Below are 23,267 nucleotides of genomic sequence, written 5' to 3'. Positions count from 1 at the left end.
CTTACGACAGCGGAAAGCTGTGGTAAGCCCCTTCCTTCCGGTATTGTCTGGGGCTGACCTGATAGTAATTTTTAAACGCGGAAGAAAAATGCTCGATAGAGGAATAACCCAGGGCTTCGGCTACGGAGGTAATGCTCCGGCTGCTGTCCGTCAGCAGGATGGCTGCGGCGGACATACGGGCCTCCGTTTTTTTCTGGAGAAAGGTTTTGCCGTAATGCTTCTGCAGAAGCCGTTCCGTCTGCCTGGTTCCCAGCCCCAGCTTGACGGCGAGCTCCTCCAGAGACAGGTTCTGGTATTCATACAGAAAATAATCTTCTATAATCACCGCAGTCTTATCTGTGGTGATTAAGGATCCGGAGGGTGCTCCGGATCCCTTTTTTTCTTCAAAATTACGGACCAGACGGATGAGGATCTGCCTCAGGAGGGATTCCACCTGAAGCTGATATCCGGTATAACGGTTTTCCAGTTCCGTGAACAGATCCTCTACCAGAGGGGAAACATTATGGGTATCCTGGCCAAACCAAAAGGGAGTTTTTTCCAGAAGGGCGAGAATCTGCCCGGAGCCGTCGGCCTCCGAACCGGTTACGGGCTGGGAACGGCGTCTTTTCTCCGCCTTCAGATAGATACAGTACTCGCACATGGGGTCCTCCAGGTGAGGAGTCTGGGCATGCTCCACGTGGGGGCCGGTCACGTAAAGCGTGCCGGGAAGGATATCATAAAAACGTCCGTTGATGCGGGCGCGGCCATAGCCATTGGGAACATAATGGATTTCATAGCTTCCGCTGCCGTGGCTGTGGCTGGGAACGGTGCGTAAAAATTTTTCATATATGATATTGAGGGCCTGGAACCGGGTGTCGCCGATGGTAAAACGGATATCCAGATCACTGAAGTTTGTGCGCATAGTTCGGATCCTTTCTGAAAAGCGGTACGTTTGAGAAGCCATGGTCTTTTATCCTTACTGTAGCGCGTCCCCGCCCGTAAGTCAAGGCTTCCGGGGATTTGAAGCCGAATGGGCTGCGGCGGGCAAAAGAGTGGGACGGGTTTGCTGAATAATGAAAAAACCTTCGCTGATGCGACATATATTATTGAAAGTTGTCAATTCCTTCTCTAATACTTTTTTACGGAAGCTTTTATAATAGAGCTATCAGTCGAAATTAAAAATTATTTTTAATAAGGAAAGGGGTACGACAATGGAAAAAATGAGAATGAGAGGGGCGACGCTGCCCGGCAACAGCACGGTGGAAATGAAAGATATGGAGATCCCCAAGCCCGGACACGGACAGGTGCTGATTCAGACGAAGGCGACCACCATCTGCGGCAGCGATATCCGCTGTATTTACAGGGAACATGTGGGAAAAGGGCCGGAAGGCTATATCCCCGGTATGGTGGCAGGCCATGAACCCTGCGGTGTGATTGTGGAAGAGGGCGAGGGCCTGAGACGTTTCAAAAAAGGGGACAGGGTCATTGTTTACCATATTTCCGGCTGCGGTGTCTGCAATGACTGTCGGAGAGGCTATTACATATCCTGCAAGAGCCGCTTCCGTCAGGCTTACGGCTGGCAGAGAAACGGCGGAATGGCTCCTTATATCCTCGCGGAGGAAAAGGACTTAATCGCGCTGCCCGACGAGCTGACCTATAAAGATGGGGCACAGGTTGCCTGCGGCTTCGGTACGGTTTATGAAGCGATTGAAAAAATCGGTGTCTGCGGAAATGATGCGGTACTGGTAACGGGCCTGGGACCGGTGGGACTGGCAGCCCTTATGCTTGCCAAAGCCATGGGAGCGAATATGCTCATCGGCGTGGAAATGAATGATTACCGTATCGGCCTTGCCAAAGAGCTTGGACTTGTAGATTATGTGTTCAAACCGGATGAAGCCATGGAAGGCATCATGAAGGTGACAAACGGAAACGGTGTGGAAAGATCCATTGACGCCAGCGCCAGTGATCCGGGAAGACAGCTTGCCATCCGTGCTACAAGGGAATGGGGCAAGATCGCGTTTGTTGGTGAGGGCGGAACCTGCAGCTTCACACCCAGCCCTGATATCATTCATGGACAGAAGACCATTTACGGTTCCTGGGTAACCTCTCTGTGGAGAATGGAAGAACTGGTGGAACGTCTGGTACGCTGGGGCATCCATCCGGAAGATCTGATTACCGATGAATTCCCGATTGAAAAAGCGGGAGAGGCTTATGCGCTGATGGCCGGAGGAAACTGCGGTAAGGTAGCAGTGGTATTTGACTGAGATTCACAGATAACGAAAACAGGAAGTAACTGTGAGGACAGCTGACAGTTACGACAGGAGGAAAAATGTCGGAAGTTATTGAACAGAATAAAATCCCCCGCAGGGCTCTCTATACGGGAGAGACCATCCCTGCGGTGGGGCTGGGAACCTTCGGTTCCGATAAATATGGCCCGGAACAGGTATCTGAGGCGGTATATGGCAGCATAAAGGCGGGCTACCGCCTGATAGACTGCGCGGCTGTGTACCAGAATGAGGATCGCATCGGCGAGGTGTTAAAACGTGTGCTGGAGGAAGGCATTGTGGAGCGTAAGGAGCTTTTTGTCACCTCCAAGGTATGGAATGACATGCATGGCGATGGACAGGTGCTGGAATCCTGCAGGAAAAGCCTTCAGGATCTGCAGCTTTCCTATATTGATCTTTACTTTGTGCACTGGCCTTTTCCTAATTACCATGCGCCGGGATGTGACGGAGATTCCCGCAACCCGGATTCCAGACCTTTTTCAGCGGAAGAATTCATGTCTGTCTGGAGACAGTGTGAACAGCTGGTGGAGGAAGGACTGGTCAGATATATCGGTATGTCCAATATGACGGTGCCCAAGCTGAAGGCCGTATTGCCTTTGTGCAAAATCAAGCCGGCAGCATTGGAAATGGAGCTCCATCCCGGATTCCAGCAGCCGGAATTATTTGACTATGCGGTTTCCCAGGGAATCCAGCCCATCGGTTACTGCCCGATAGGCTCCCCTTCCCGCCCGGAAAGAGACAGGACGGCGGAGGATGTGGCGGACACCCAGATGCCGGAAATCGTGGAGATTGCTGAAAAGCATAATATCCATCCAGCTCTTGTCTGCCTGAAATGGGCGGCGCAGAGAGGACAGATCCCGATTCCCTTTTCCGTTAAAGAACCGCAGTTTGTGAGCAATTTAAAATGTATTACCGAGGATCCTCTCACAGAGGAAGAGATGGAAACCATCCGGAAGGCGGATAAGAACTGCAGGCTGATAAAAGGACAGGTATTCCTCTGGCCGGGAGCCAAGGGCTGGGAAGATCTGTGGGACTTAGACGGTGAAATAACAGGCGGAGGAAAGTGATATGTTAAAAGGAGTACCGAAAATTTTATCTCCACAGCTTCTGAAGGTATTATGTGAAATGGGACACAGCGACCGCATTGTGATTGCGGACGGGAATTTCCCCGCAGAATCCATGGGAAAGGATGCGATTGTAATCCGTATGGACGGGCACGGCGTACCGGAAATCCTGGATGCCGTCCTTCAGGTATTCCCTCTGGATTCCTACGTGGAAAAGCCCTTCAGCCTTATGGAGGTTATGCCCGGGGATGATGTGGAAACGCCTATCTGGGATACTTATGAAGAGATTGAGAAGAAATATGAGTCCCGGGGAAAAGAGGCCATCGGCCATATCGAACGTTTTGCTTTTTATGAAGAAGCGAAGAAGGCGTATGCCATTATTGCAACCGGAGAAACGGCTCTTTATGCCAATGTGATGCTGCAGAAGGGTGTGGTGACGGACTGATGGCTCAGGCTGATAACACCCGGATGACGGAGGAACGGAAGATGAAAGATTATCTGGAGCAGATAGATAAGGTTATTGCTGAAGGAAAATACAAGGATAACTGGGATTCCCTCAGCGCCCATCCCCTTCCCGGCTGGTTCCGGGAGGGAAAATTCGGGATTTTTATCCACTGGGGCGCTTACAGCGTTCCCGCCTTTGGCAGCGAATGGTATCCGAGAAACATGTATATCCAGGATTCCCCGGAGTTTGAACATCATGTGAAAACCTATGGGCCCCATAAGGACTTCGGCTATAAGGATTTTATTCCCATGTTCAAGGCGGAAAAATTCGATGCCGCCAGGTGGGCGGATCTGTTTGAAAAAGCAGGGGCAAAATATGTGGTGCCGGTTGCCGAGCATCATGACGGCTTTCAGATGTACCGGAGTGAAATCTCCCACTGGAATGCCTGGGAGCATGGCCCGAAGAGGGATACGCTGGGCGAACTGTGCGAAGAATTTGCCAAAAGAGGGATCGTAAACGGCGCTTCCTCCCACCGGGCGGAACACTGGTTTTTCCTGGGACACGGAAAAGAATTTGATAGCGATGTGAAAGAACCTCTGGTTCGCGGCGACCTTTACTGGCCCTCCATGCCGGAGGCGGATCATCATGATATTTACAGCAAACCGGAGCCTACGGAAGAATATTTGCAGGACTGGCTGGTAAGAACCTGTGAGATCATTGACCGCTACCGTCCCCGTCTGCTTTATTTTGACTGGTGGATTCAGCACAATTCCTTCAAGCCTTATCTGAAAAAGCTGGCAGCTTATTATTATAACCGGGCGGAAGAATGGGGCGAGCAGGTACTTATCAATTACAAGCATGACGCCTTCATGTTCGGTACCGCTGTTGTGGATATTGAAAGAGGACAGTTCGCGGATGTGAAGCCTTATTATTGGCAGACGGATACGGCGGTTGCCCTGAATTCCTGGTGCTATACGGAAAACAACACATACAGGCCTGCCTCGGACATCATCTGTGACCTGGTGGACATTGTGAGCAAGAACGGAAATCTTCTGCTGAATATCGGACCGAAAGCCGACGGCACCATTCCCGAAGAGGATGAAGCGATCCTTCTGGAAATTGGTGAGTGGCTTAAGGTTAACGGAGAAGCGATTTACGGCTCCCATGTATGGAGAAAATACGGGGAAGGCCCCACCCAGGTGGTGGAAGGCCAGTTCTCCGACGGAATCAAGAAGGAATTTACCTCCGATGATATCCGCTATACCATGAACGGCGGCAATCTGTATGCCATTGTCATGAAATGCAGTGAAAACGGAGAGTATACCTTCCCTGCGCTGGGAGAGCAGGACGCATCCAAGAAGCCTAATTTCCACGGGATTATTAAAAAGACGGAAGTGCTGGGCTTTGACGGGGAATGCTGCTGTACCAGAGATGAAGCAGGCTTCCATGTGAAGGTGGACGGTGTAAAAAGCGATAAGCCGGTGGTATTCCGGATTGTGCTGGATTAAGCAAAGGAACATGTTATCAGGAAATACAGAAAACGGCGTAGCTTCGGCTATGCCGTTTTTCTGTATTTTCGAACCTTAGTAATCAGGAAAAATAAGCCTGAAATGAGCATAAGGAAAATTGTGAACCATGTCGGATTTTTACAATAGTGAAATGGAGATATATAATATAATAGTCTCTGTGAAATGAAAACATCCGAAAAAAGAGGAGAATGCTTATGAACTGGGAGCCATGGACAGGCTGTTATAAAATAAGTGACGGCTGTACAAATTGTTATTTTTACGGGCCGCATGCGAAACGCTATGGACAAAACAACGTTGAGAAAACGGATAAATTCGACTGGCCGATAAGAAGGAATGCGAAGGGCGAATACAACATTAAAGGAAACAAAATACTGGCTACCTGCTTTGCGACTGACTTTTTTCTGCCCGAAGCGGACGAATGGCGGAAAGAAGTCTGGGCTATGATCAGGGAAAGGACGGATATCGATTTTTTGATCCTGACAAAGAGGATAGACCGTTTCCTTGTATCACTTCCGGAGGACTGGGGCGGGGGATATGACAATGTGAATATCGGATGCACCGTGGAAAACCAGGCAAAAGCCGATGAAAGGCTTCCTTTGTTTTTATCCTATCCGATAAAGCGTCGGTTTATTGCCTGCGCGCCGCTTTTGGAAGCGATAGATTTAACGCCCTATCTTGACGGAGTGGAGCATGTTACCGTCGGAGGGGAAACGGGGCGGGATGCCCGGGAATGCGATTATGACTGGGTGCTGGATATCCGTGAGCAGTGCGTAAAGGCAGATGTTACCTTCTGGTTCAAGAATACAGGTTCTCTCTTTAAATATGACGGCGCGGTGCAGAAAATAAATCCGTATAAGCAGACCGGTATGGCGAAAGAGCTGGGTATTAATATATTAAATGGCAAAAGGCTGTTTTGACAGGATGATATTGCCGGGTATTCTCTGTTCCGTAAAATAGTTCTTCCAAGTAATTCACATAAATTGTATAATAGAATCTGCGATTCATACTTCAGGATGCGTACTTCATTTATGTTGGATTACAGGGGAACAGGACAGGAGAAAAGATATGGAATACACAACATTACTGCTGGATATGGACGGAACCTTTCTGGATTTCGGGGCGGCTGAACGCTCTGCTTTCTTCCGGGCCATGGAAAATAACGGCTATGAGGCCGACGAAAACACCTATAAGCTTTATTCCCGGATTAATCATGGTCTGTGGGAAGCCTTTGAACGGGGAGAAATAGACAAGCAGACCCTGCTTTTCACACGGTTTGGCAGACTGTTTGAAAGTATGGGAGTTGAAGGGGATGGAGCGGCTTTTGAAAAGGAGTACCAGCTTCTTCTGGGTGAAGGACATGAATTAATGGAGGATGCCTGGGAGGTGCTGGAATACCTGTATAAAAAATATGACCTTTATGTGGTCACCAACGGGGTGGAAGCAACCCAGCGCAGCAGATTAAAGCTTTCGGGCATAGAAGGTTTTATGAAGGATATTTTTGTGTCTGAGGCGGTGGGATATCAGAAACCTCAGATAGAATTTTTTGATTATTGCTTCGCCCATATTGACGGCTTTGAAAAAGAAAAAGCCATGATTATCGGGGATTCCCTTACCTCAGATATCCAGGGAGGCAACAACGCGGGGGTTGCCTGCTGCTGGTTTAATCCGTCGGGAAAGGAACGTTCTTTGGAGCTTCGGATTGATAAGGAAATAAAAAGTCTTAAGGAGTTACTGCAATTTCTGTAAATTTGGTAACTGTTCAGCCCTCCCCTCCGCCAGCCTAGAACGCGTCCCTGGATCCCGCCGCCCTTTGCCCTGCCGCATCCCCGGCCATAAAGAGGATCCTGTAAGGGGCGTTATAAACACGCCGGTCCTTAGGCTGCGTTTTGGCAGCCTTAGTACCGTTGCGTGGTTATCCGAGCGGAAGCGTCCCCTCTAAGGACCTCTTTATGGCCGGGGATGCGGCAGGGCAAAGGGCGGCGGGATCCAGGGACGCGTTCTAGGCTGGCGGAGGGGAGGGCTGAACAGTTACCAAATGTGTTAAAAACCTTCTGGCGATAGTGGACAAATATGCATTTTTGTTGTGGACAACGGAAATGCTGGTATAGAGTCCGCTGTCGCCTATTTCATATACTTTTGTCTGCGGATTGCGCAGTAGCGGCCGGGAGGAGGCGGGCACAATCCCCACGCCAAGGCCGGCGTCCGCCCAATAGACAGAGGTTCTGGCATCATCATTCATGCAGAAGCAGGAGGGAGAAAGCCCTTCCCTGGCGAAGGCCTCACGCAGAGGGGCTTCCCATCTGCGGTAGATTATCAGCGGAAGGCGGCTTAAGGCTTGCAGGGATATGGTATCGCGGAGGAGGATGCCGGAGATATTGGCGCTGTCGGGAAGGTTGGAACCGGCGCTGCCGCGGACATCGGAAAAACAGGCTTCGGTTCCCACGGCAAGCATGGGCTCGTGGCGGAGTGTGGTGCAGGCGAATTCTTCCCCGTGAAATGGGGTGCGGACGATAGCCAGCTCGATCAGGTTGGAGCGAAGCTGTTCCAGCAGCTGATAGGTATTCGCTTCATATAATTCGAAACGGATCGCCGGGAATTCGCTGTGGAAGGCGGACACCCATTCGGGGAGCAGGCTGCAGCCCACAGAGGATACAACTCCCAGTCGGAGCGCGCCGGTCAGCCCGTTGCGGTAATCCAGAAGTTCTTTTTTGGTTACTTCAGACAGTTCCAGCATGGTGACAGCTCTTTCATAGAGAAGCTGTCCGGCTTCCGTAAGCTGTATTTTCCGGGATCCTCTTTCGAATAGTACGCAGCCGAATTCTTCTTCCAGGAGCTTCATCTGGGTACTCAGCGGTGGCTGGGAGAGGTTCAGTTTTCTGGCGGCGCCGGAGATGGTGCCTTCTTTTATTACGGTGACAAAATAGGTTAGTTGTTTTAAATCCATGGGGGGTGGCCTCTCTGGGGGGGGGCGCTTCGTGAATTCCTGCCATCTGCCGTCCGCGTTATCGCCGCCTCCGCACACAGGAACCCCGTGCCATGCCGTGTTCCCTGACGGGGCCTTCTAAAAACGCCGGTCCTTAGATTGCGTCCTGTGCAATCTTAGTACCGCTGCGTTTTTAGCAGAGCGAAAGCGTGCCCCACCAGGGAACACGGCATGGCACGGGGTTCCTGTGTGCGGAGGCGGCGATAACGCGGACGGCAGATGGCAGGAATTCACGAAGCTGGAAAATAAGTTCAGTGTAGGTTGAGATAGAAAGTCTATAAAAGTAAGTATATGAAAAAGATATGGGTTATATATAAATATAATAATTTTCATATATTTGATTTTATGATACGATAGATGAGGAATTTTGGCAAGGATATTGTTGAGTGGCAGTTGATGCGGGCGGACGGGCTGGTTAGTTGGGATGGCTTGTGTGTTTTGGAACAGGGTCTGCATGGATGGCTGGGAATTGAAGGAGTGAGGGTGTGAAGAAATTACTTGTTTATTTGAAGGATTATAAGAAGGAGACGGTTCTGGCGCCGCTTTTTAAGTTGTTGGAGGCTTCTTTTGAGTTGTTGGTGCCTTTGGTTATGGCGGCTATTATTGATACGGGTATCGGTAATGGGGACAGGGGGTATATCGGGAAGATGTGCCTGGTTATGATAATGCTGGGGGTGGTCGGGCTGGTGTGTTCGATTACGGCTCAGTATTTTGCTGCGAAGGCAGCGGTTGGGTTTGCGGCTAAGATGAAGCATGCTTTGTTTGCTCATATTCAGGGGCTGTCTTTTACGGAGATGGATACTATCGGGACTTCTACGTTGATTACGAGGATGACGAGTGATTCGAATCAGGTACAGAATGGGGTGAATATGGTGCTGCGTCTGTTTCTGCGTTCGCCTTTTATTGTGTTCGGGGCTATGGTTATGGCTTTTACGATTGATGTGAAGGCGGCTTTGATTTTTGTGGTGACAATTCCGGTGCTTTCTGTGGTGGTTTTCGGTATTATGATGGTTACGATGCCTCTTTATAAGAAGGTGCAGGGAGGGCTTGACAGGGTTCTGGGAATTACGAGGGAGAATCTGACGGGGGTGCGTGTGCTGAGGGCCTTTAATAAGGAGGAGAGTGAGATTGCCCGGTTTGAGGAGAGCAATGATGGGCTGACTTCGATGCAGAAGTATGTGGGTAAGATTTCTGCGCTGATGAATCCTGTTACTTATATTATTATTAATGGCGCGGTTATTGTGTTGATTTGGATCGGAGCATGGCGGGTGGAAGGCGGGATAATTACGCAGGGGGCTGTGGTGGCTCTTGTGAATTATATGTCTCAGATATTGGTGGAGTTGATTAAGCTGGCTAATCTGATTATCACGATTACTAAGGCGATAGCCTGCGGGAACCGGATTCAGGGTATTTTTGAGATTCAGACGAGTATGAAGGATCCGGGGGATTCTGATGGGAAGGATGGAAGCGAAGCATTCCATAGAAACGAAGCATTTCATGGAAGCGGGGAGTTCCAGGGGGATGAGCTGTCTCGTGAAAGGGCGGCGCAGCAGGATGGGGTTCCGGCGGTGCGGTTTGAAAATGTGGGGCTGACCTATAAGAATGCTGGGGCGGAGTCTTTGACGGATATTAATTTTACGGCATATAAGGGGCAGACAATCGGGGTTATCGGGGGGACCGGTTCGGGAAAATCTTCTCTGGTAAATCTGATTCCCCGTTTTTATGATGCTACCAGGGGACGGGTGCTGGTGTGCGGGAAGGATGTAAGGGAGTATAGTCTGGAGGAGCTGCGCAGGAAGGTGGGCGTTGTCCTGCAGAAGGCGGTTTTATTTAAGGGGACAATACGGGAAAACCTGCTTTGGGGGAAGGAGGACGCTACGGATGAGGAGATTTACCGTGCGTTGGATATTTCCCAGGCCAGGGAATTTATAGATACCAGGGAAGGGGGGCTGGATGCGCCGGTTGCCCAGGGCGGAAAAAATCTTTCCGGGGGGCAGAAGCAGCGTCTTACTATCGCCAGGGCTTTGGTGAGGTCGCCGGAAATCCTGATTCTGGATGACAGCGCCTCCGCACTGGATTTTGCCACGGATGCCAGGCTTCGTAAGGCTGTCAGGGAAATGAAGGACAGTCCTACGGTGTTTCTTGTTTCCCAGAGGGCTTCCTCCATCCGTTATGCGGATCAGATCATTGTAATGGATGATGGGGAAATGGCGGGAATCGGTACTCATGAGGAGCTTCTTGAAAGCTGTCCGGCTTATCAGGAAATTTATTATTCCCAGTTTGAGAAGGCAAAGGAGGCTTAAGATGGCAAAGGGAAAACAGAAAATAACTGCACAAAAAGATACGTTTGTCAAGGTCCTGCGCTATTTGAAGCCTTATTGGTTCTATCTGGGGCTATCCCTGTTTTTTGCCGCGGTGAGCGTGGCGCTGACTTTGTATGTGCCAAAGCTTACAGGGCGGGCTATTGATCATATTATTGGGGCGGGAAAGGTGGATTTTCCTGCTGTACTTGCTATTTTAAAGCAGATCGCCGTCGCTATTGTTTTTACCGGGCTGGCCCAGTGGATTATGAATATCTGCAATAATAAAATGACTTATCATATTGTGAGGGATATCAGGAATGAAGCCTTCCGGAAAATTGAAATCCTTCCTTTGAAATATATTGACAGTCATTCTTATGGTGAGATTGTCAGCCGGGTAATCGCGGATGTGGATCAGTTTGCGGACGGTCTGCTCATGGGTTTTACCCAGCTGTTTACAGGGGTGATGACCATTGTGGGAACCATTCTCTTCATGCTGGCTACTAATGTGGGGATTACTTTTGTGGTGGTATTGATTACGCCTCTGTCCTTTTTTGTGGCGGCTTTTATTGCGAAGCGGACGTTTACCATGTTCCGGCTGCAGTCGGAAACGAGGGGAGAGCAGACATCCCTGATTGATGAGATGATAGGAAATCAAAGGGTGGTGCAGGCTTTCAGCCATGAAGAGAAGGCAATGGAGCAGTTTGATGAAATCAATGACCGGCTGGAAAAATGCTCCCTGAAAGCTATTTTTTATTCTTCGATTACAAATCCGGCTACTCGGTTCGTTAACAATGTGGTATATACAGGCGTTGGCCTGGTGGGCGCTCTGACTGCGGTTGCGGGGCGGATCAGCGTAGGTGATTTGTCCTGTCTGTTAAGCTATGCCAACCAGTATACGAAGCCCTTTAATGAGATTTCAGGGGTGGTGACCGAGTTGCAGAATGCCCTGGCCTGTGCGGGACGGATTTTTGATTTGATTGAGGAAGAGCCGCAGGTGCCGGAAAAAGAGAATGCAGTGGATCTGGCCAATGCGTTCCGGGGGAAAATAAATCTGTCCCATGTGTATTTTTCTTATGCGCCGGAACAGAGGCTGATTGAGGATTTTAACCTGGCGGTAAAGCCCGGGCAGAGAGTGGCGATTGTGGGGCCTACCGGCTGCGGGAAGACGACCATGATCAATCTGCTGATGCGTTTTTATGATGTGGACAGCGGTGAAATACAGATAGACGGTACGGATATCAGGGATATGACAAGAAAGAGCCTGCGCACCGGATTCGGAATGGTGCTTCAGGATACCTGGCTGAAGGCGGGGACCATCCGGGAAAATATTGTGATGGGAAAACCGGATGCCACGGAGGAAGAAATTGTGGCTGCCGCGAAGGCGTCCCACGCCCACAGCTTTATTAAGCGTCTGTCTGATGGATATGATACGGTGATCTCGGAGGATGGGGGAAGCCTGTCCCAGGGGCAGAAGCAGCTGCTTTGTATCACAAGGGTTATGCTTTGCCTGCCTCCCATGCTGATCCTGGACGAGGCTACATCCTCTATCGATACGAGAACGGAAATGAAAATCCAGGAGGCCTTTGCCCGCTTGATGGAGGGCAGGACCAGTTTCATCGTCGCCCACCGTCTTTCCACTATCCGGGAGGCGGATGTGATTCTGGTGATGAAGGACGGTAAGGTGATTGAGCAGGGGCGGCATGAGGAACTGCTGAAGGCGGAAGGTTTTTATGCACAGCTTTATAACAGCCAGTTTGCCGTGTGACAGGAAATAGCAGAGTGTTAAGCTATGAAGGGATAACTGGTTTCATAGGATTTCGGGTACAGGCTTTTCCGGCGGAAAAAGGAAAAGCCTGTTTTGGTTTCATTGACAAGGAATTTAGGATCGCGTATGATAAAAATAGTTTTTCCCGGCCGGTTACGGCTTCTCCTTAGACGGAAGCTTAACGCTGTAACAGGAAATGAGCAGTCTGTCTTTGGAGGATAGTAGGGGAACGATGAAGTATCAATTATGAGAGGATTAAATAAAAAATGAATTCGATGGAAAACACAAATAATGACTATTTTGAACGCTTTGCCTTTGGCGACAGCTCGGAAATGGCAGACGAACTTTTGGCGCTGGTACTGTCCGGAAAGAAAACGGCGACAGTCTCGGTGGTATTGGAGAGCGATCAGAAACCAAATGTGGGCGATTTATCACTGGTACTTGACGGGCGCGGCAATCCGGCCTGTGTGATAAAGACGGTGCACCTTGAAACGGTGAAGTTCTGCGACCTGACTTGGGATATGGTAAAGCTTGAGGGTGAGGACGAAACCTTTGAACAATGGAAGGCGGGCAATATACGCTATTGGACACGGGACGCCGCCAGGCGAGGCTATACTTTTAACGATCAGACGCCCATTACGTTTGAACGCTTCGAGGTTGTCGAGGTGATGTAAACAGATGAAGTTCAAAGTATTTCCGGCATCAGCGGCATATGACAGTATTAAGCAAAGCAATGCAGATCAGCGTGCGCATGAATACAATGACAGACAGGAAGGCGGTGTAAGGAATGGGATTCTGGATTTATATGTTTCTGATGGATTTACTGATACCGATATGTATGTTTGGCTTTGGAAAGAGATTTCAGAGCAGGCCTCCGCGGGAGATCAATTCGGCGGTCGGTTACAGGACCTCCATGTCCATGAAAAATGAGGATACCTGGCAGTTCGCCCATCATTATATGGGAAGGATCTGGAAAATTTCCGGTATTGTCACGGGTGCCATCACCCTGGTTGTTTTCCTGTTTTTATATGGAAAAGGCGAGGATACGGTGGGAACTGTGGGAGGGGTGCTTTGCTTTATCCAGATGATCCCTTTAATCGGTGTTGTTGCACCCACGGAAAAAGCGCTGCATAAAGCTTTTGATAAAGACGGGAAAAAGTGTCTGAGCCAGAAAAGGAAGGAAACATGAATATAGACAGAGGGAAAGCGGAAGCAGCTTTTCGTGATTACGTGAGTCATTATAATGCGGAGGAAGAAAAAGTCCGTTTGAAAATTGAGCATACCTTCCGGGTGGCCGGACTGTGCGAACAGATAGCCAGGTCGCTGGAGCTGGAAAAAGAGGAACAGGATCTGGCCTGGTTTACCGGGCTTCTTCATGATGCGGGCCGTTTCGAACAGCTGAAAAATTACGGAACCTTTATAGACGCCGATTCCATTGATCATGCGGAATACGGAGCGCAGATCCTTTTTGAACAGGGAAAAATCAGGGATTATACAGAGGATGCATCGGAAGATACGCTGCTTTGGAATGCGGTACGGTATCACAGCGCGTACCGCATTCCCGATATGCCGGATGAGAGGACGGAAAGGTTCTGTCATATCCTGCGGGATGCGGATAAAATAGACATTCTGAAGGTGAATGTGGATTTCCCTCCGGAGGAAATTTATAATGTATCTTCACAGGAACTCAGGAGCTGTCCGGTTTCGGAAGCCGTAATGGAGGCTTTTTACGAGGAGCATGCCATTCTGCGCAGCCTGAAGAGGACGGCTGCGGATCATCTGGTGGGACATATTTCCCTGGTTTTTGAACTGCAGTTTCCGGAAAGCAGGCAGATTGTGAAAAGGCAGGGATATCTGCTGAAGCTGATGGATTTTGAGTCGCAGAACCCGGTCACAAGGGAGCAGTTCCGTAAAATCAGGGCGTATATGACAGAATATATGGAACGAGGAAGCCGGTAAAATACCGTATAAAGCAAAAGGACGGCAAAGAAAGCGGAAGGGCAATAAGAGAAAAGAGGTTTGGTTATGTGGATAGCATTTGCGTTCGGTTCGGCTGTTTTTGCAGGTTTAACAGCTATTTTGGCAAAGTGCGGGATTAAGAACATAGATTCCAACGTCGCGACAGCAATAAGAACTATTGTCGTTCTTGCCTTTTCATGGCTTATGGTATTTATTACGGGATCCCAGGGAGGGCTTTCTGAGGTCAGCACACGGACCCTTGTATTTCTGATACTTTCCGGAATTGCGACAGGGGCTTCTTGGCTATGCTATTTTAAGGCACTGCAGCTGGGCGATGTGAATAAGGTTACGCCGATAGATAAGTCTAGTACAATTCTCACCATGATATTAGCGATTATTTTTCTGAAGGAAGGGATTACATGGATTAAGGCCGCAGCCATCGTTCTGATCGCCGTGGGAACATTTCTGATGATTGAAAAGAAGAAAACGGAAGGGACAGGGGAGCAGAATGGTAAATGGCTTATTTATGCTTTTGGCTCGGCTGTTTTTGCGAGTCTGACTTCCATACTCGGCAAGGTTGGCATTGAAGGGATTAATTCCAATTTGGGAACGGCCATCCGTACAATCGTTGTATTGATCATGGCATGGATTGTTGTGTTTGTTACTAAAAAACAGAATACGATACGAAGCATAGATAAAAAGAGCTGGATCTTTCTGATACTCTCCGGATTTGCGACAGGGGGTTCCTGGCTGTGCTATTACAGGGCGCTGCAGACAGGGCCTGCGAGCGTGGTGGTTCCGATAGATAAACTCAGTATTCTGATTACGATAGGGTTTGCATATCTGGTATTCCATGAAAAGCTGAACAGGAAATCAGCGTCGGGATTAGTTCTGATAGTGGCAGGCACATTGCTTATGCTGCTATGATTGCGAGTCAGGCAGCGGCTTCTATTTTGTATATAGTTATTTTAAAGAGATCGGATGTATTTGCATCGGATCTTTTTTAGTGATTCAATTTCTGCCGTAAAAAGAATACATGCGAGTCGATTACAGGGAAGATAAAATTCGTAAAATTTGGGAATCCTATTAGGAATCAATGGCAGAAAGGAAAAAACAATGATACAGGAAGGAATTAACGGCGTCTGCATGGCGCTTGCTGACAGCGTGCCGGGAGTATCCGGCGGTACGATAGCTTTTATAATGGGATTTTATGACCATTTTATAGCATCCATCAATAATGTGGTATTCGGAAAAAAAGAAGAAAAGACAGAAGGACTCAAATATTTATTAAAGCTTGGCGTGGGATGGGCGGCGGGTATGATTGCCGCTGTGCTTGTGCTTTCCGCATTATTTGAAAGCAAGATTTACCTTGTCAGTTCTTTATTCATAGGTTTTATTCTCGGCGCTATCCCTCTTATTATATCGGAAGAAAAAAAGAATATTAAAATTGGGATAAAGAATGTGATCTGCCTGTTGGCAGGAATTGCTGTTGTTGCTCTGATTACCTATTATAACAGCAGATCAGAATCGGCAGGCATGGATTTATCCGTGTTTTCTTTGACGGAAGGGATAAAGCTGTTTCTCATCGGAATGGTGTCCATATCGGCAATGTTTTTGCCGGGAATATCAGGATCGACGCTGCTGCTGGTGTTCGGCGCCTATATGCCTGTTGTTACGGCGGTAAAAGAGATTCTGCATTTCCATTTTTCCTATATCCCTTCCATGCTGTTTTTCGGCTGCGGCGTAATATCCGGCGCGGTATCGGTAGTGAGGATAATCAAAATATGCCTGGAGAAATTCCGGCCCCAAACGATATTTGTTATTCTGGGTATGATGATCGGTTCGCTGTACGCCATTGTAATGGGGCCGACGACCTTATCGGTACCTAAAGAAGCCCTGAGCTTTTCCAACTTCAATATAATAGCCTGTCTGGCGGGACTGGCAATAGTATTGGGTCTGCAGAAAATCAAGGAAAGACGAATCAGCAAGGGGATATGACTGCTGTTTCTTTGGGAAAATAGCTTCATTTACGCGAACTTTATAGTTTTTTTATAATTAATTTAGCACTCACCTCTTGACTCTGCTAATAATGCGTGTTATATTACATGTAGAACAAAGGGAAAGACATAAAGACAAAGATACAAAAAGCATGATACACCGAAAGAGGTCGGTTACTTTTTATACCAAAGTCAGTACCCGCGTTCCAAACTTGTAAACAAAACTATATTATTTACGAAAAGGAGCGATTGATTATGTTGATGCCTAGTATTTTTGGAGAAGATTTATTTGATGACTGGATGAGATTCCCGTTCGGAAGCTACAATGAAAGCAGCCTGATGAAGACCGATATCAGGGACAATGATGGACACTATGAGCTGGATGTCGATATGCCCGGTTTCAGCAAAGAAGATATTAAGGTGGAATTGAAGGATGGCTATCTTACCATCAGCGCTTCCACGAAGAAAGATAACGATGAAAAGGACGAAAATGGCAAATACATCAGAAGAGAGCGGTACATGGGATCCTGCAGCAGAAGCTTCCAGGTTGGAGATTCGGTAAAACAGGAGGATATCAAAGCAAAATTTGAAAATGGCATCCTGAAGCTGTCTGTACCGAAGGAAGAAGCACAGCCCAAGGTAGAAGAGAATAAGTATATAGCCATCGAAGGATAAAGCCGTACTGTATCTGACAGGATTGATACAAAGAATGGAGGAATGACATATGTTGATGCCCAGCATTTTTGGAGAAAATTTATTTGATGATTTTATGGATTTCCCGTTTGATGATAAATGGGAAAAAAGAATGAATAAGGAGTTTTTTGGAAGGAAGAATCCGCTGTACGGAAAAAATGCGGCACGCCTGATGAAAACGGATGTCCGTGAAACAGATTCTGCCTACGAACTGGATGTGGATCTGCCCGGTTTCAAGAAGGACGAAATCCAGGTGGAGCTGGAGGATGGCTATCTCACCATCAGTGCAGAGAAAGGCCTGGATAAGGAAGAAGAAAAGAAAGGCAAATATATCCGCAGAGAACGTTATGCAGGTGCATGCAGCCGTACCTTCTATGTGGGAGAAAATGTAGAGCGCTCGGATATCAGGGCGAACTTCAAACATGGTATCCTGAAGCTTTCGGTTCCCAAGACAGAAGAGAAAAAGGCTGTGGAAGACCACAACTATATTTCCATTGATGGCTGACGGAATACGCCGGCCGGCTGGGAAATAAATCAGTTTCCATATTTTCTGATATAGTCCTCCAAAGCAGGGCGCCCCGATAAAAGAATTATTTTATCGGGGCGCTTTTTTGGCGCTTTTTGTGGGTGTGGTCTTTCCCTTTCAGGCAGACTGTGATAGACTTAACAGTTAGAAATACAAAGCCTGAATAAGAGAAACATACGAGGAATCAGATATGGAAAAAAAGAGTTTGAAAACAGCGCCGCCGGTATTATCAGCTTCGCTGCGGGAAATTGAGGATGGCCTGGCATATCTGCAGGATGCGCGTCGGGAAGACATGCTGGTGGAGCAATGCCGCATCAGAGGACTGATGGCTGAAAATGAGGATTTTTATAAGCTTAACCTGGAGGGCGTGGTTTTTGAAAACTGTACCTTTTTTCATTGTAATTTTGAAAAGGCAAGCTTTATTGACGTGCAGTTCAGAAACTGTGATTTTTCCAACAGCGTTCTGGATGACTGCTATTTTAACCGATGTGAATTCCTGTTTGTAAAAGGCGTGGGCGCCGATTTCCATGAAAGCCTTCTGAAAGAAACAAGGTGGGAGGAATGCAGCCTGTCTTTTGCCAATTTCAGCGGATCCAGATGGGAATCTGCCAGCCTGGCCGGATGTGATATGCAGGAAAGCTATCTTGCGGACTGCCGTTTTAAAAAGGTGGAGTGGAAGGATTTGAACTTGAAGAGGGCCAGTTTTTTCCATACGTCGCTGAAGGGGATGGATTTGAGGGGCAACGATGTGGAGGGAATAATTGTGTCGGAAGAGAAAAATGAACTCAGAGGGGCTGTGGCGGATATTTATCAGGCCGCAGATCTTGCAAAGCTGATGGGCATTGTAATAAAATAAAGGTTGGAATGCGGAAAGGAAGGCAGATTATGGCGATTGATAAAGTAAGAGAATATTTAAAACAGTGGAGTGCGGACGGAAGAATCAGAGAATTCCAGGTATCCAGCGCTACGGTGGAACTGGCGGCGCAGGCCCTTAACTGCGAAGGCAGCAGGATTGCAAAGACGCTGTCCTTTGAGACTGCAGACGGGTGCATCCTCGTTGTAGCAGCCGGAGACGCAAAAATAGATAATGCCAAATATAAGACCAGGTTCGGGACAAAGGCGAAAATGATTCCGGCCGCGGAAGTGGAAGAAAAAATCGGACATGCGGTAGGAGGTGTCTGTCCTTTTGCGGTAAATGAAGGCGTGAAGATTTATCTGGACGAATCCCTGAAACGGTTCCATACCGTGTTTCCTGCCTGCGGCAGCAGCAACAGTGCTATTGAACTGACCATGGAGGAACTGGAAACATATTCCGGAACCGGGGAATGGGTGGATGTCTGCAAAGGCTGGGGAATGGACGAGAAATCTGCTTTGGGGCAGGCGATGTGAAAAGACGGGTAGACGGATGATGGTGGAGGAAGAACAGTTTTTGTCTTTCCGGCTGTGGAAGGAGCATAAAGGAGTCGTTTTTCTTTTCGGCCTTTTTACGTTGCTTTTCAGCGCTTTTTACTTAATACTGATAGGCGGCTGGCAGGCGGAAGGTGCGGCGGAGTTGGGTAAATTGATAATAGCCTTCGGTTTGCTATATATGGGGCCGGGAATTATGTGCAGTCTGCTGGGAAGTGTTTTGCTGGCAGGGCAGAGTGAGGAGTGTTATTCTCTGTTCCTTCTGAGGCGTCTGCCGGGTTTTGCAGTAGAAGCGTTTGTCTCAGGAATCATAGGATTCCTTTCTTCGATCGGAGTGGTTATAGGGCTGTTTCTGACCGTGAGGAGAAGAGGTTGTACGGAAAAAGAAAGAGAGAAGGACTGGAAGAAGTTTGCAGACGGCAGTGTGGGATATGCGGTAAATGCGGAGGAGAATGCGGCGTGGCTGTCGGATAATAACAGGAATAATACGGAAGGTGCGGCCGTGATATTATCCTGCGGATTGATGGCTTCTCTGGGAAATCTTATGCTGAGCAGCAGCTTAGGGGAAGGAAAGCTTCCCGGAAAGGCTTTTGACAGGGGGCTTGAGATTTATGTGCGTCTTAAAAGTTATTTTGACAGACTGGTAAAATCCGGTACTGCAGTGATACTCAGCTGTTCTGTGACAGCGATGTCTGCATTCGTATATGATGCAAATAATGTAGTCAGGCTGGGCATGCTGGGAACCGGCAGAAAACATGACCGCTCCATAGCTGTTTCTGCTCTGGCAGAGTGGGCCAGGGCTGTAGGAATCGATAATAAGACTATCCCGTCCGGTTTGCTGGCTTTTGTGCTCTGGCTGCTGATTGCGGCGACAGTCTGCCTGTATGGATATCATTTTTACAGATGTTTCCGGCTTTACTTCTGGAATGAGACGTGGGAAGCGACATATCGGGAAAAACTGGAGCACAGCGGTGTGGCACCTAATATCAGCACGGTGCCGTTTCCCAAATGGTAGGGAGTATCGGAAGAATGGCGGGTGAAAAGGAGTTTTTTTATTGCACAAGCGTGTATATCTATGGTAGGATGAAGGTAACAAAATTCTATTGAGGCCGTTAGCGCCTTGTCATGTGTGGGTTATGTGAGTCTTGAAGAAAAATCTCCCTGGAATTCCGAAGATGACGGAGAAAAGAATAGGCGGAAAAAGGAAGGGGCGGCCGGATGCGGCGGGCTTTTCATTTGGAGGAACGAATGGATAAAAATCAGATATTAAAGCAGTATTTTGGTTATGATAGCTTCAGAGACGGACAGGAGCTGCTGATCGACAGTATTTTGCGGGGACAGGATGTTCTGGGAATCATGCCTACCGGAGCGGGGAAATCCATCTGCTATCAGGTGCCTGCCCTGATGATGAAAGGGATTACGCTGGTTATTTCACCGCTGATATCCCTGATGAAGGATCAGGTGGGAGCCTTGAACAGCGTGGGAGTGCATGCCGCATATCTGAACAGTTCACTCACACAGGGACAGTACCGGAAGGCGCTGGAATATGCGAGAGCCGGGCGATATCCGATTATATATGTGGCCCCGGAACGGCTGGTTACGGAGGAGTTCCTGGATTTTGCCCAGAATGCGGATATTTCCATGGTGGCGGTAGATGAGGCGCATTGTGTATCCCAGTGGGGGCAGGATTTCCGTCCCAGCTATCTGAAAATCGTGGAATTCATTGCCCGTCTTCCCAAAAGGCCTGTTGTGGGAGCGTTTACTGCTACGGCTACTAAGGAAGTAAGGGATGATATTATTGATATTCTGATGCTGCAGTCTCCGGAGGTGCTGACAACAGGTTTTGACAGGCCGAATCTTTATTTTGGAGTGCAGACCCCTAAGGATAAGTACGCCACTATGAAAAATTATCTGGAAATGCACAGAGAAGAAAGCGGAATCATTTACTGTCTGACCAGAAAAGTGGTGGAAGAGGTATGCGACAGGCTGCGGAGTGACGGCTTTCCTGCTACCCGTTACCATGCGGGGTTAAGTGATACGGAAAGAAGGCAGAATCAGGATGATTTTATTTATGACAGGTATCCTGTGATGGTGGCGACCAATGCTTTCGGAATGGGGATAGATAAATCAAATGTACGGTATGTGATACATTATAGTATGCCTAAAAATATGGAGAGCTACTATCAGGAAGCCGGCAGAGCCGGAAGAGATGGGGAACCTGCGGAATGTATTCTGCTGTATGGCGGGCAGGATGTGGTTACGAACCAGTTCTTTATTGACAATAACCAGGATAATCAGGAAATGGATCCGCTTACCAGGGATCTGGTGACGGAGAGGGATCGGGACAGGCTGCGGAAGATGACCTTCTACTGCTTTACCAATGAATGCCTGCGGGATTATATCCTCCGGTATTTTGGGGAGTATGGATCGAATTACTGCGGTAATTGTGCCAATTGCCTGAGCCAGTTTGAGGAAGTGGATGTGACGGAGATTGCACGGGCCTTAATCGGATGTGTGCTGGCGTGCAGGCAGAGGTATGGGACGAATGTGATCATTGATACCGTACATGGTGCGAATACGGCGAAAATCAGACAGTACCGGATGGATGAGAATCCTCATTATGCGGAACTGGCAAAGGTGCCGACGTATAAGCTGCGGCAGGTGATGAATTACCTGATGCTGAATGAATTCCTGGCGGTGACGAACGATGAGTATGCGGTGGTGAAGCTCACCGGGAAATCGAAGCTCATTCTGGAAGAGGATGAGACGGTGACCATGAAGATGGCGAAGGAGCAGGAGCATCCGGCTAAGGCGGCGGGAGAAAAGAAAGGGAAGAAGAGCAGGGGAGCGGCGGCCTTTGAACTGGATGAAGAGGATGAGAAGCTGTTTGAAATCCTGCGGGGCCTGCGGGCGGAGCTGGCGAAAAAGGAAGGGGTGCCTCCGTATATTGTGTTCTCGGATAAATCGCTGGTACATATGTGTGTGATCCGTCCTGTGAATAGGAATGAGATGCTTTCGGTATCCGGAGTGGGCGAATTTAAGTATGAGAAGTATGGGGAAGTGTTCCTGGAGAAGGTGATCGAATTTAATAAAGAGCATGGGAAGACGGATGATCCGGACAGTTTGGGGGCGGTGGAGTTTTCCAGTCTGGATTATGATGTGGTGCAGGATTATGAAAGGGATGCGGCAGAGAGCGGGGACGAGGCTGCCGTGAAGAGTTCGGCGGGGAAAAAGAATAAGACGGAATTTGTGATGACGGAAGAGATTGCTTCCCAGCTGCATTACTCTGCGAGGATGTCCTTAAGTGATCTGGTGGGACAGATGAATGATTTGCGGGATGAGAGCACGATGAAGCGTCTGACGATAAAGGCGGTGGAGCAGATGCTGCTAGATGAGGGGCTGTTTGAATTGAAATTCGTCAACCGGATGCCGCTGCGGAAGATAACGGAGTATGGGACGGATTTCGGGATTGGAGCGGAGACGCGGATCAGCTCGAAGGGGAATGAGTATGAGGTGTTTTACTATACGGAGGAGGCGCAGAGGGGGATTGTGGAGCTGCTGCTGACGGCGGAGAATGGTGGGAAATAAAGAGGATGTGTGGGCCCTTTCGACTGGTTTGGTGTCAGTCGGGAGGGCTTTTGTTTGTATTAGATTAGGCATCATCAGCTTTTAAATAATAGTTTTGTTTTGTTCATTTTTATATGCTATACTAATAAAAAAAAAGCGATAAATCGGAATTTAACGAGGAATATATATGATGAAACCAGAAGAATACGCATGGAATGAACATGAAAGGCAATTATATATTGAAAATAGAATAACTACTCCATCTTCATATAAAATAAAAATTATTGATGATGTAGATAAAAGAAATGAATTAGAGCAGATTTTGGAAAGATTATCCCAAAAAGAATTAGCAATTTGGGCAAGAAAAAATGCTAAAAGATTCATTTTTTATATAAATATTGGAGATGAGGAGTCAAAAAATGATATAATTTCTAAGACTAGTGATATTTTACAAAAGAGAATTGATAGTAAAATAAGTGCATTTGAATTAAGAAATGCAGGATTTTTAGCTAATACCCTTGCCCAAAATTCGATTAATGAAACAAGTAAATTTTCATCAAGAGTTTATGCTCAAGCTATTGCAACCGGACATATGAGAGGTCATGCTATTGTATCATCTGATTATGCAGTAAAGGTTATTAATCTTTTGAATAATAACAGTAAAATTGAAGCTAGTAACGAGCGAAATAAACAGATAGACTTAGCTAAGTCTGTATTATCAGAACGAACTACAAATTCCGGTTTGTAGGGGGAGAATAGCGCGCA

23 protein-coding genes are annotated in these 23,267 nt (G+C 48.0%); 21 read left to right on the top strand and 2 right to left on the bottom strand.

Annotated features, from left to right (window positions below; translation table 11 throughout):
- Window position 1: 1 nt before the first annotated feature.
- Complete coding sequence (locus BLA28_RS11190) at window positions 2-901, bottom strand: AraC family transcriptional regulator (RefSeq protein WP_071699175.1); 900 nt, start codon at window positions 899-901, stop codon at window positions 2-4.
- Between the two features lie 289 nt (window positions 902-1,190).
- On the opposite strand from BLA28_RS11190, the gene BLA28_RS11185 reads away from it, so the two are divergent.
- The 6 genes from BLA28_RS11185 to BLA28_RS11160 all read left to right on the top strand — a co-directional run bounded on the left by BLA28_RS11185 (window position 1,191) and on the right by BLA28_RS11160 (window position 7,048).
- On the top strand, window positions 1,191-2,243 hold the full coding sequence (locus BLA28_RS11185) for a zinc-dependent alcohol dehydrogenase family protein (protein WP_009253763.1): 1,053 nt from the start codon (window positions 1,191-1,193) through the stop codon (window positions 2,241-2,243).
- A 65-nt stretch (window positions 2,244-2,308) separates the two neighbouring features.
- Complete coding sequence (locus BLA28_RS11180) at window positions 2,309-3,331, top strand: aldo/keto reductase (RefSeq protein WP_071699174.1); 1,023 nt, start codon at window positions 2,309-2,311, stop codon at window positions 3,329-3,331.
- A 1-nt stretch (window position 3,332) separates the two neighbouring features.
- The gene (locus BLA28_RS11175; RefSeq protein WP_009253761.1) at window positions 3,333-3,773 is read left to right on the top strand and encodes an RbsD/FucU family protein; all 441 of its coding nucleotides are present in this window, start codon (window positions 3,333-3,335) and stop codon (window positions 3,771-3,773) included.
- Window positions 3,774-3,814: 41 nt separating this feature from the next.
- A complete protein-coding gene (locus BLA28_RS11170; RefSeq protein ID WP_071699206.1) occupies window positions 3,815-5,281 on the top strand; it encodes an alpha-L-fucosidase in 1,467 nt (488 codons plus the stop codon).
- Between the two features lie 215 nt (window positions 5,282-5,496).
- Complete coding sequence (locus tag BLA28_RS11165; protein ID WP_044970707.1) at window positions 5,497-6,219, top strand: DUF5131 family protein; 723 nt, start codon at window positions 5,497-5,499, stop codon at window positions 6,217-6,219.
- A gap of 148 nt (window positions 6,220-6,367) precedes the next feature.
- Window positions 6,368-7,048 carry a YjjG family noncanonical pyrimidine nucleotidase gene (locus tag BLA28_RS11160; RefSeq protein WP_071699173.1) on the top strand — a complete coding sequence of 227 codons (681 nt, stop codon included), beginning with the start codon at window positions 6,368-6,370 and terminating at the stop codon, window positions 7,046-7,048.
- 253 nt (window positions 7,049-7,301) lie between these two features.
- On the opposite strand, the gene BLA28_RS11155 is transcribed toward BLA28_RS11160, so the two are convergent.
- Window positions 7,302-8,246: a LysR family transcriptional regulator gene (locus tag BLA28_RS11155; RefSeq protein WP_071699172.1), complete on the bottom strand. Its 945-nt coding sequence runs from the start codon at window positions 8,244-8,246 to the stop codon at window positions 7,302-7,304.
- A gap of 396 nt (window positions 8,247-8,642) precedes the next feature.
- Here BLA28_RS11155 and BLA28_RS34415 point away from each other — a divergent pair, with 396 nt between their 5' ends.
- From BLA28_RS34415 to BLA28_RS11085, 15 genes are all read left to right on the top strand, one after another.
- The gene (locus BLA28_RS34415; RefSeq protein WP_278336438.1) at window positions 8,643-8,774 is read left to right on the top strand and encodes a hypothetical protein; all 132 of its coding nucleotides are present in this window, start codon (window positions 8,643-8,645) and stop codon (window positions 8,772-8,774) included.
- Window positions 8,771-10,588, top strand: coding sequence for an ABC transporter ATP-binding protein (locus BLA28_RS11150; protein ID WP_071699171.1), 1,818 nt, complete (start codon window positions 8,771-8,773; stop codon window positions 10,586-10,588). Before BLA28_RS34415 ends, BLA28_RS11150 begins: the two co-directional genes overlap by 4 nt.
- 1 nt (window position 10,589) lies before the next feature.
- A complete protein-coding gene (locus tag BLA28_RS11145) occupies window positions 10,590-12,353 on the top strand; it encodes an ABC transporter ATP-binding protein (RefSeq protein WP_071699170.1) in 1,764 nt (587 codons plus the stop codon).
- Window positions 12,354-12,628: 275 nt separating this feature from the next.
- The gene (locus tag BLA28_RS11140; RefSeq protein ID WP_207650795.1) at window positions 12,629-13,027 is read left to right on the top strand and encodes an ASCH domain-containing protein; all 399 of its coding nucleotides are present in this window, start codon (window positions 12,629-12,631) and stop codon (window positions 13,025-13,027) included.
- A 113-nt stretch (window positions 13,028-13,140) separates the two neighbouring features.
- The gene (locus BLA28_RS11135; RefSeq protein WP_069153997.1) at window positions 13,141-13,542 is read left to right on the top strand and encodes an SdpI family protein; all 402 of its coding nucleotides are present in this window, start codon (window positions 13,141-13,143) and stop codon (window positions 13,540-13,542) included.
- Window positions 13,539-14,312: an HD domain-containing protein gene (locus tag BLA28_RS11130; protein WP_071699168.1), complete on the top strand. Its 774-nt coding sequence runs from the start codon at window positions 13,539-13,541 to the stop codon at window positions 14,310-14,312. The genes BLA28_RS11135 and BLA28_RS11130 overlap by 4 nt, the downstream gene beginning before the upstream one ends.
- Window positions 14,313-14,378: 66 nt before the next feature.
- Window positions 14,379-15,239: an EamA family transporter gene (locus BLA28_RS11125; RefSeq protein ID WP_071699167.1), complete on the top strand. Its 861-nt coding sequence runs from the start codon at window positions 14,379-14,381 to the stop codon at window positions 15,237-15,239.
- 189 nt (window positions 15,240-15,428) lie between these two features.
- Window positions 15,429-16,310, top strand: coding sequence for a DUF368 domain-containing protein (locus tag BLA28_RS11120; RefSeq protein ID WP_069156702.1), 882 nt, complete (start codon window positions 15,429-15,431; stop codon window positions 16,308-16,310).
- 254 nt (window positions 16,311-16,564) lie between these two features.
- Window positions 16,565-16,984 carry an Hsp20/alpha crystallin family protein gene (locus BLA28_RS11115; RefSeq protein WP_071699166.1) on the top strand — a complete coding sequence of 140 codons (420 nt, stop codon included), beginning with the start codon at window positions 16,565-16,567 and terminating at the stop codon, window positions 16,982-16,984.
- Between the two features lie 49 nt (window positions 16,985-17,033).
- A complete protein-coding gene (locus BLA28_RS11110) occupies window positions 17,034-17,507 on the top strand; it encodes an Hsp20/alpha crystallin family protein (RefSeq protein WP_071699165.1) in 474 nt (157 codons plus the stop codon).
- A gap of 211 nt (window positions 17,508-17,718) precedes the next feature.
- Window positions 17,719-18,384 carry a pentapeptide repeat-containing protein gene (locus BLA28_RS11105; RefSeq protein WP_069156700.1) on the top strand — a complete coding sequence of 222 codons (666 nt, stop codon included), beginning with the start codon at window positions 17,719-17,721 and terminating at the stop codon, window positions 18,382-18,384.
- 29 nt (window positions 18,385-18,413) lie between these two features.
- The gene (locus tag BLA28_RS11100) at window positions 18,414-18,917 is read left to right on the top strand and encodes a YbaK/EbsC family protein (RefSeq protein WP_069157341.1); all 504 of its coding nucleotides are present in this window, start codon (window positions 18,414-18,416) and stop codon (window positions 18,915-18,917) included.
- Window positions 18,862-19,950 carry a hypothetical protein gene (locus BLA28_RS11095; RefSeq protein WP_141702897.1) on the top strand — a complete coding sequence of 363 codons (1,089 nt, stop codon included), beginning with the start codon at window positions 18,862-18,864 and terminating at the stop codon, window positions 19,948-19,950. Before BLA28_RS11100 ends, BLA28_RS11095 begins: the two co-directional genes overlap by 56 nt.
- A gap of 233 nt (window positions 19,951-20,183) precedes the next feature.
- Entirely contained in the window at window positions 20,184-22,523 is a 2,340-nt protein-coding gene (gene recQ, locus BLA28_RS11090; RefSeq protein ID WP_081365614.1) for a DNA helicase RecQ, read from the top strand.
- A gap of 166 nt (window positions 22,524-22,689) precedes the next feature.
- On the top strand, window positions 22,690-23,250 hold the full coding sequence (locus tag BLA28_RS11085) for a putative immunity protein (RefSeq protein ID WP_081329912.1): 561 nt from the start codon (window positions 22,690-22,692) through the stop codon (window positions 23,248-23,250).
- Window positions 23,251-23,267 lie beyond the last annotated feature (17 nt).

The organism is Eisenbergiella tayi (assembly GCF_001881565.1).
Taxonomy (GTDB): Bacteria; Bacillota; Clostridia; order Lachnospirales; family Lachnospiraceae; genus Eisenbergiella; species Eisenbergiella tayi.
The sequence above is the reverse complement of the archived record's forward strand: the minus strand, read 5'-3'. Positions and strand labels throughout refer to the sequence as shown.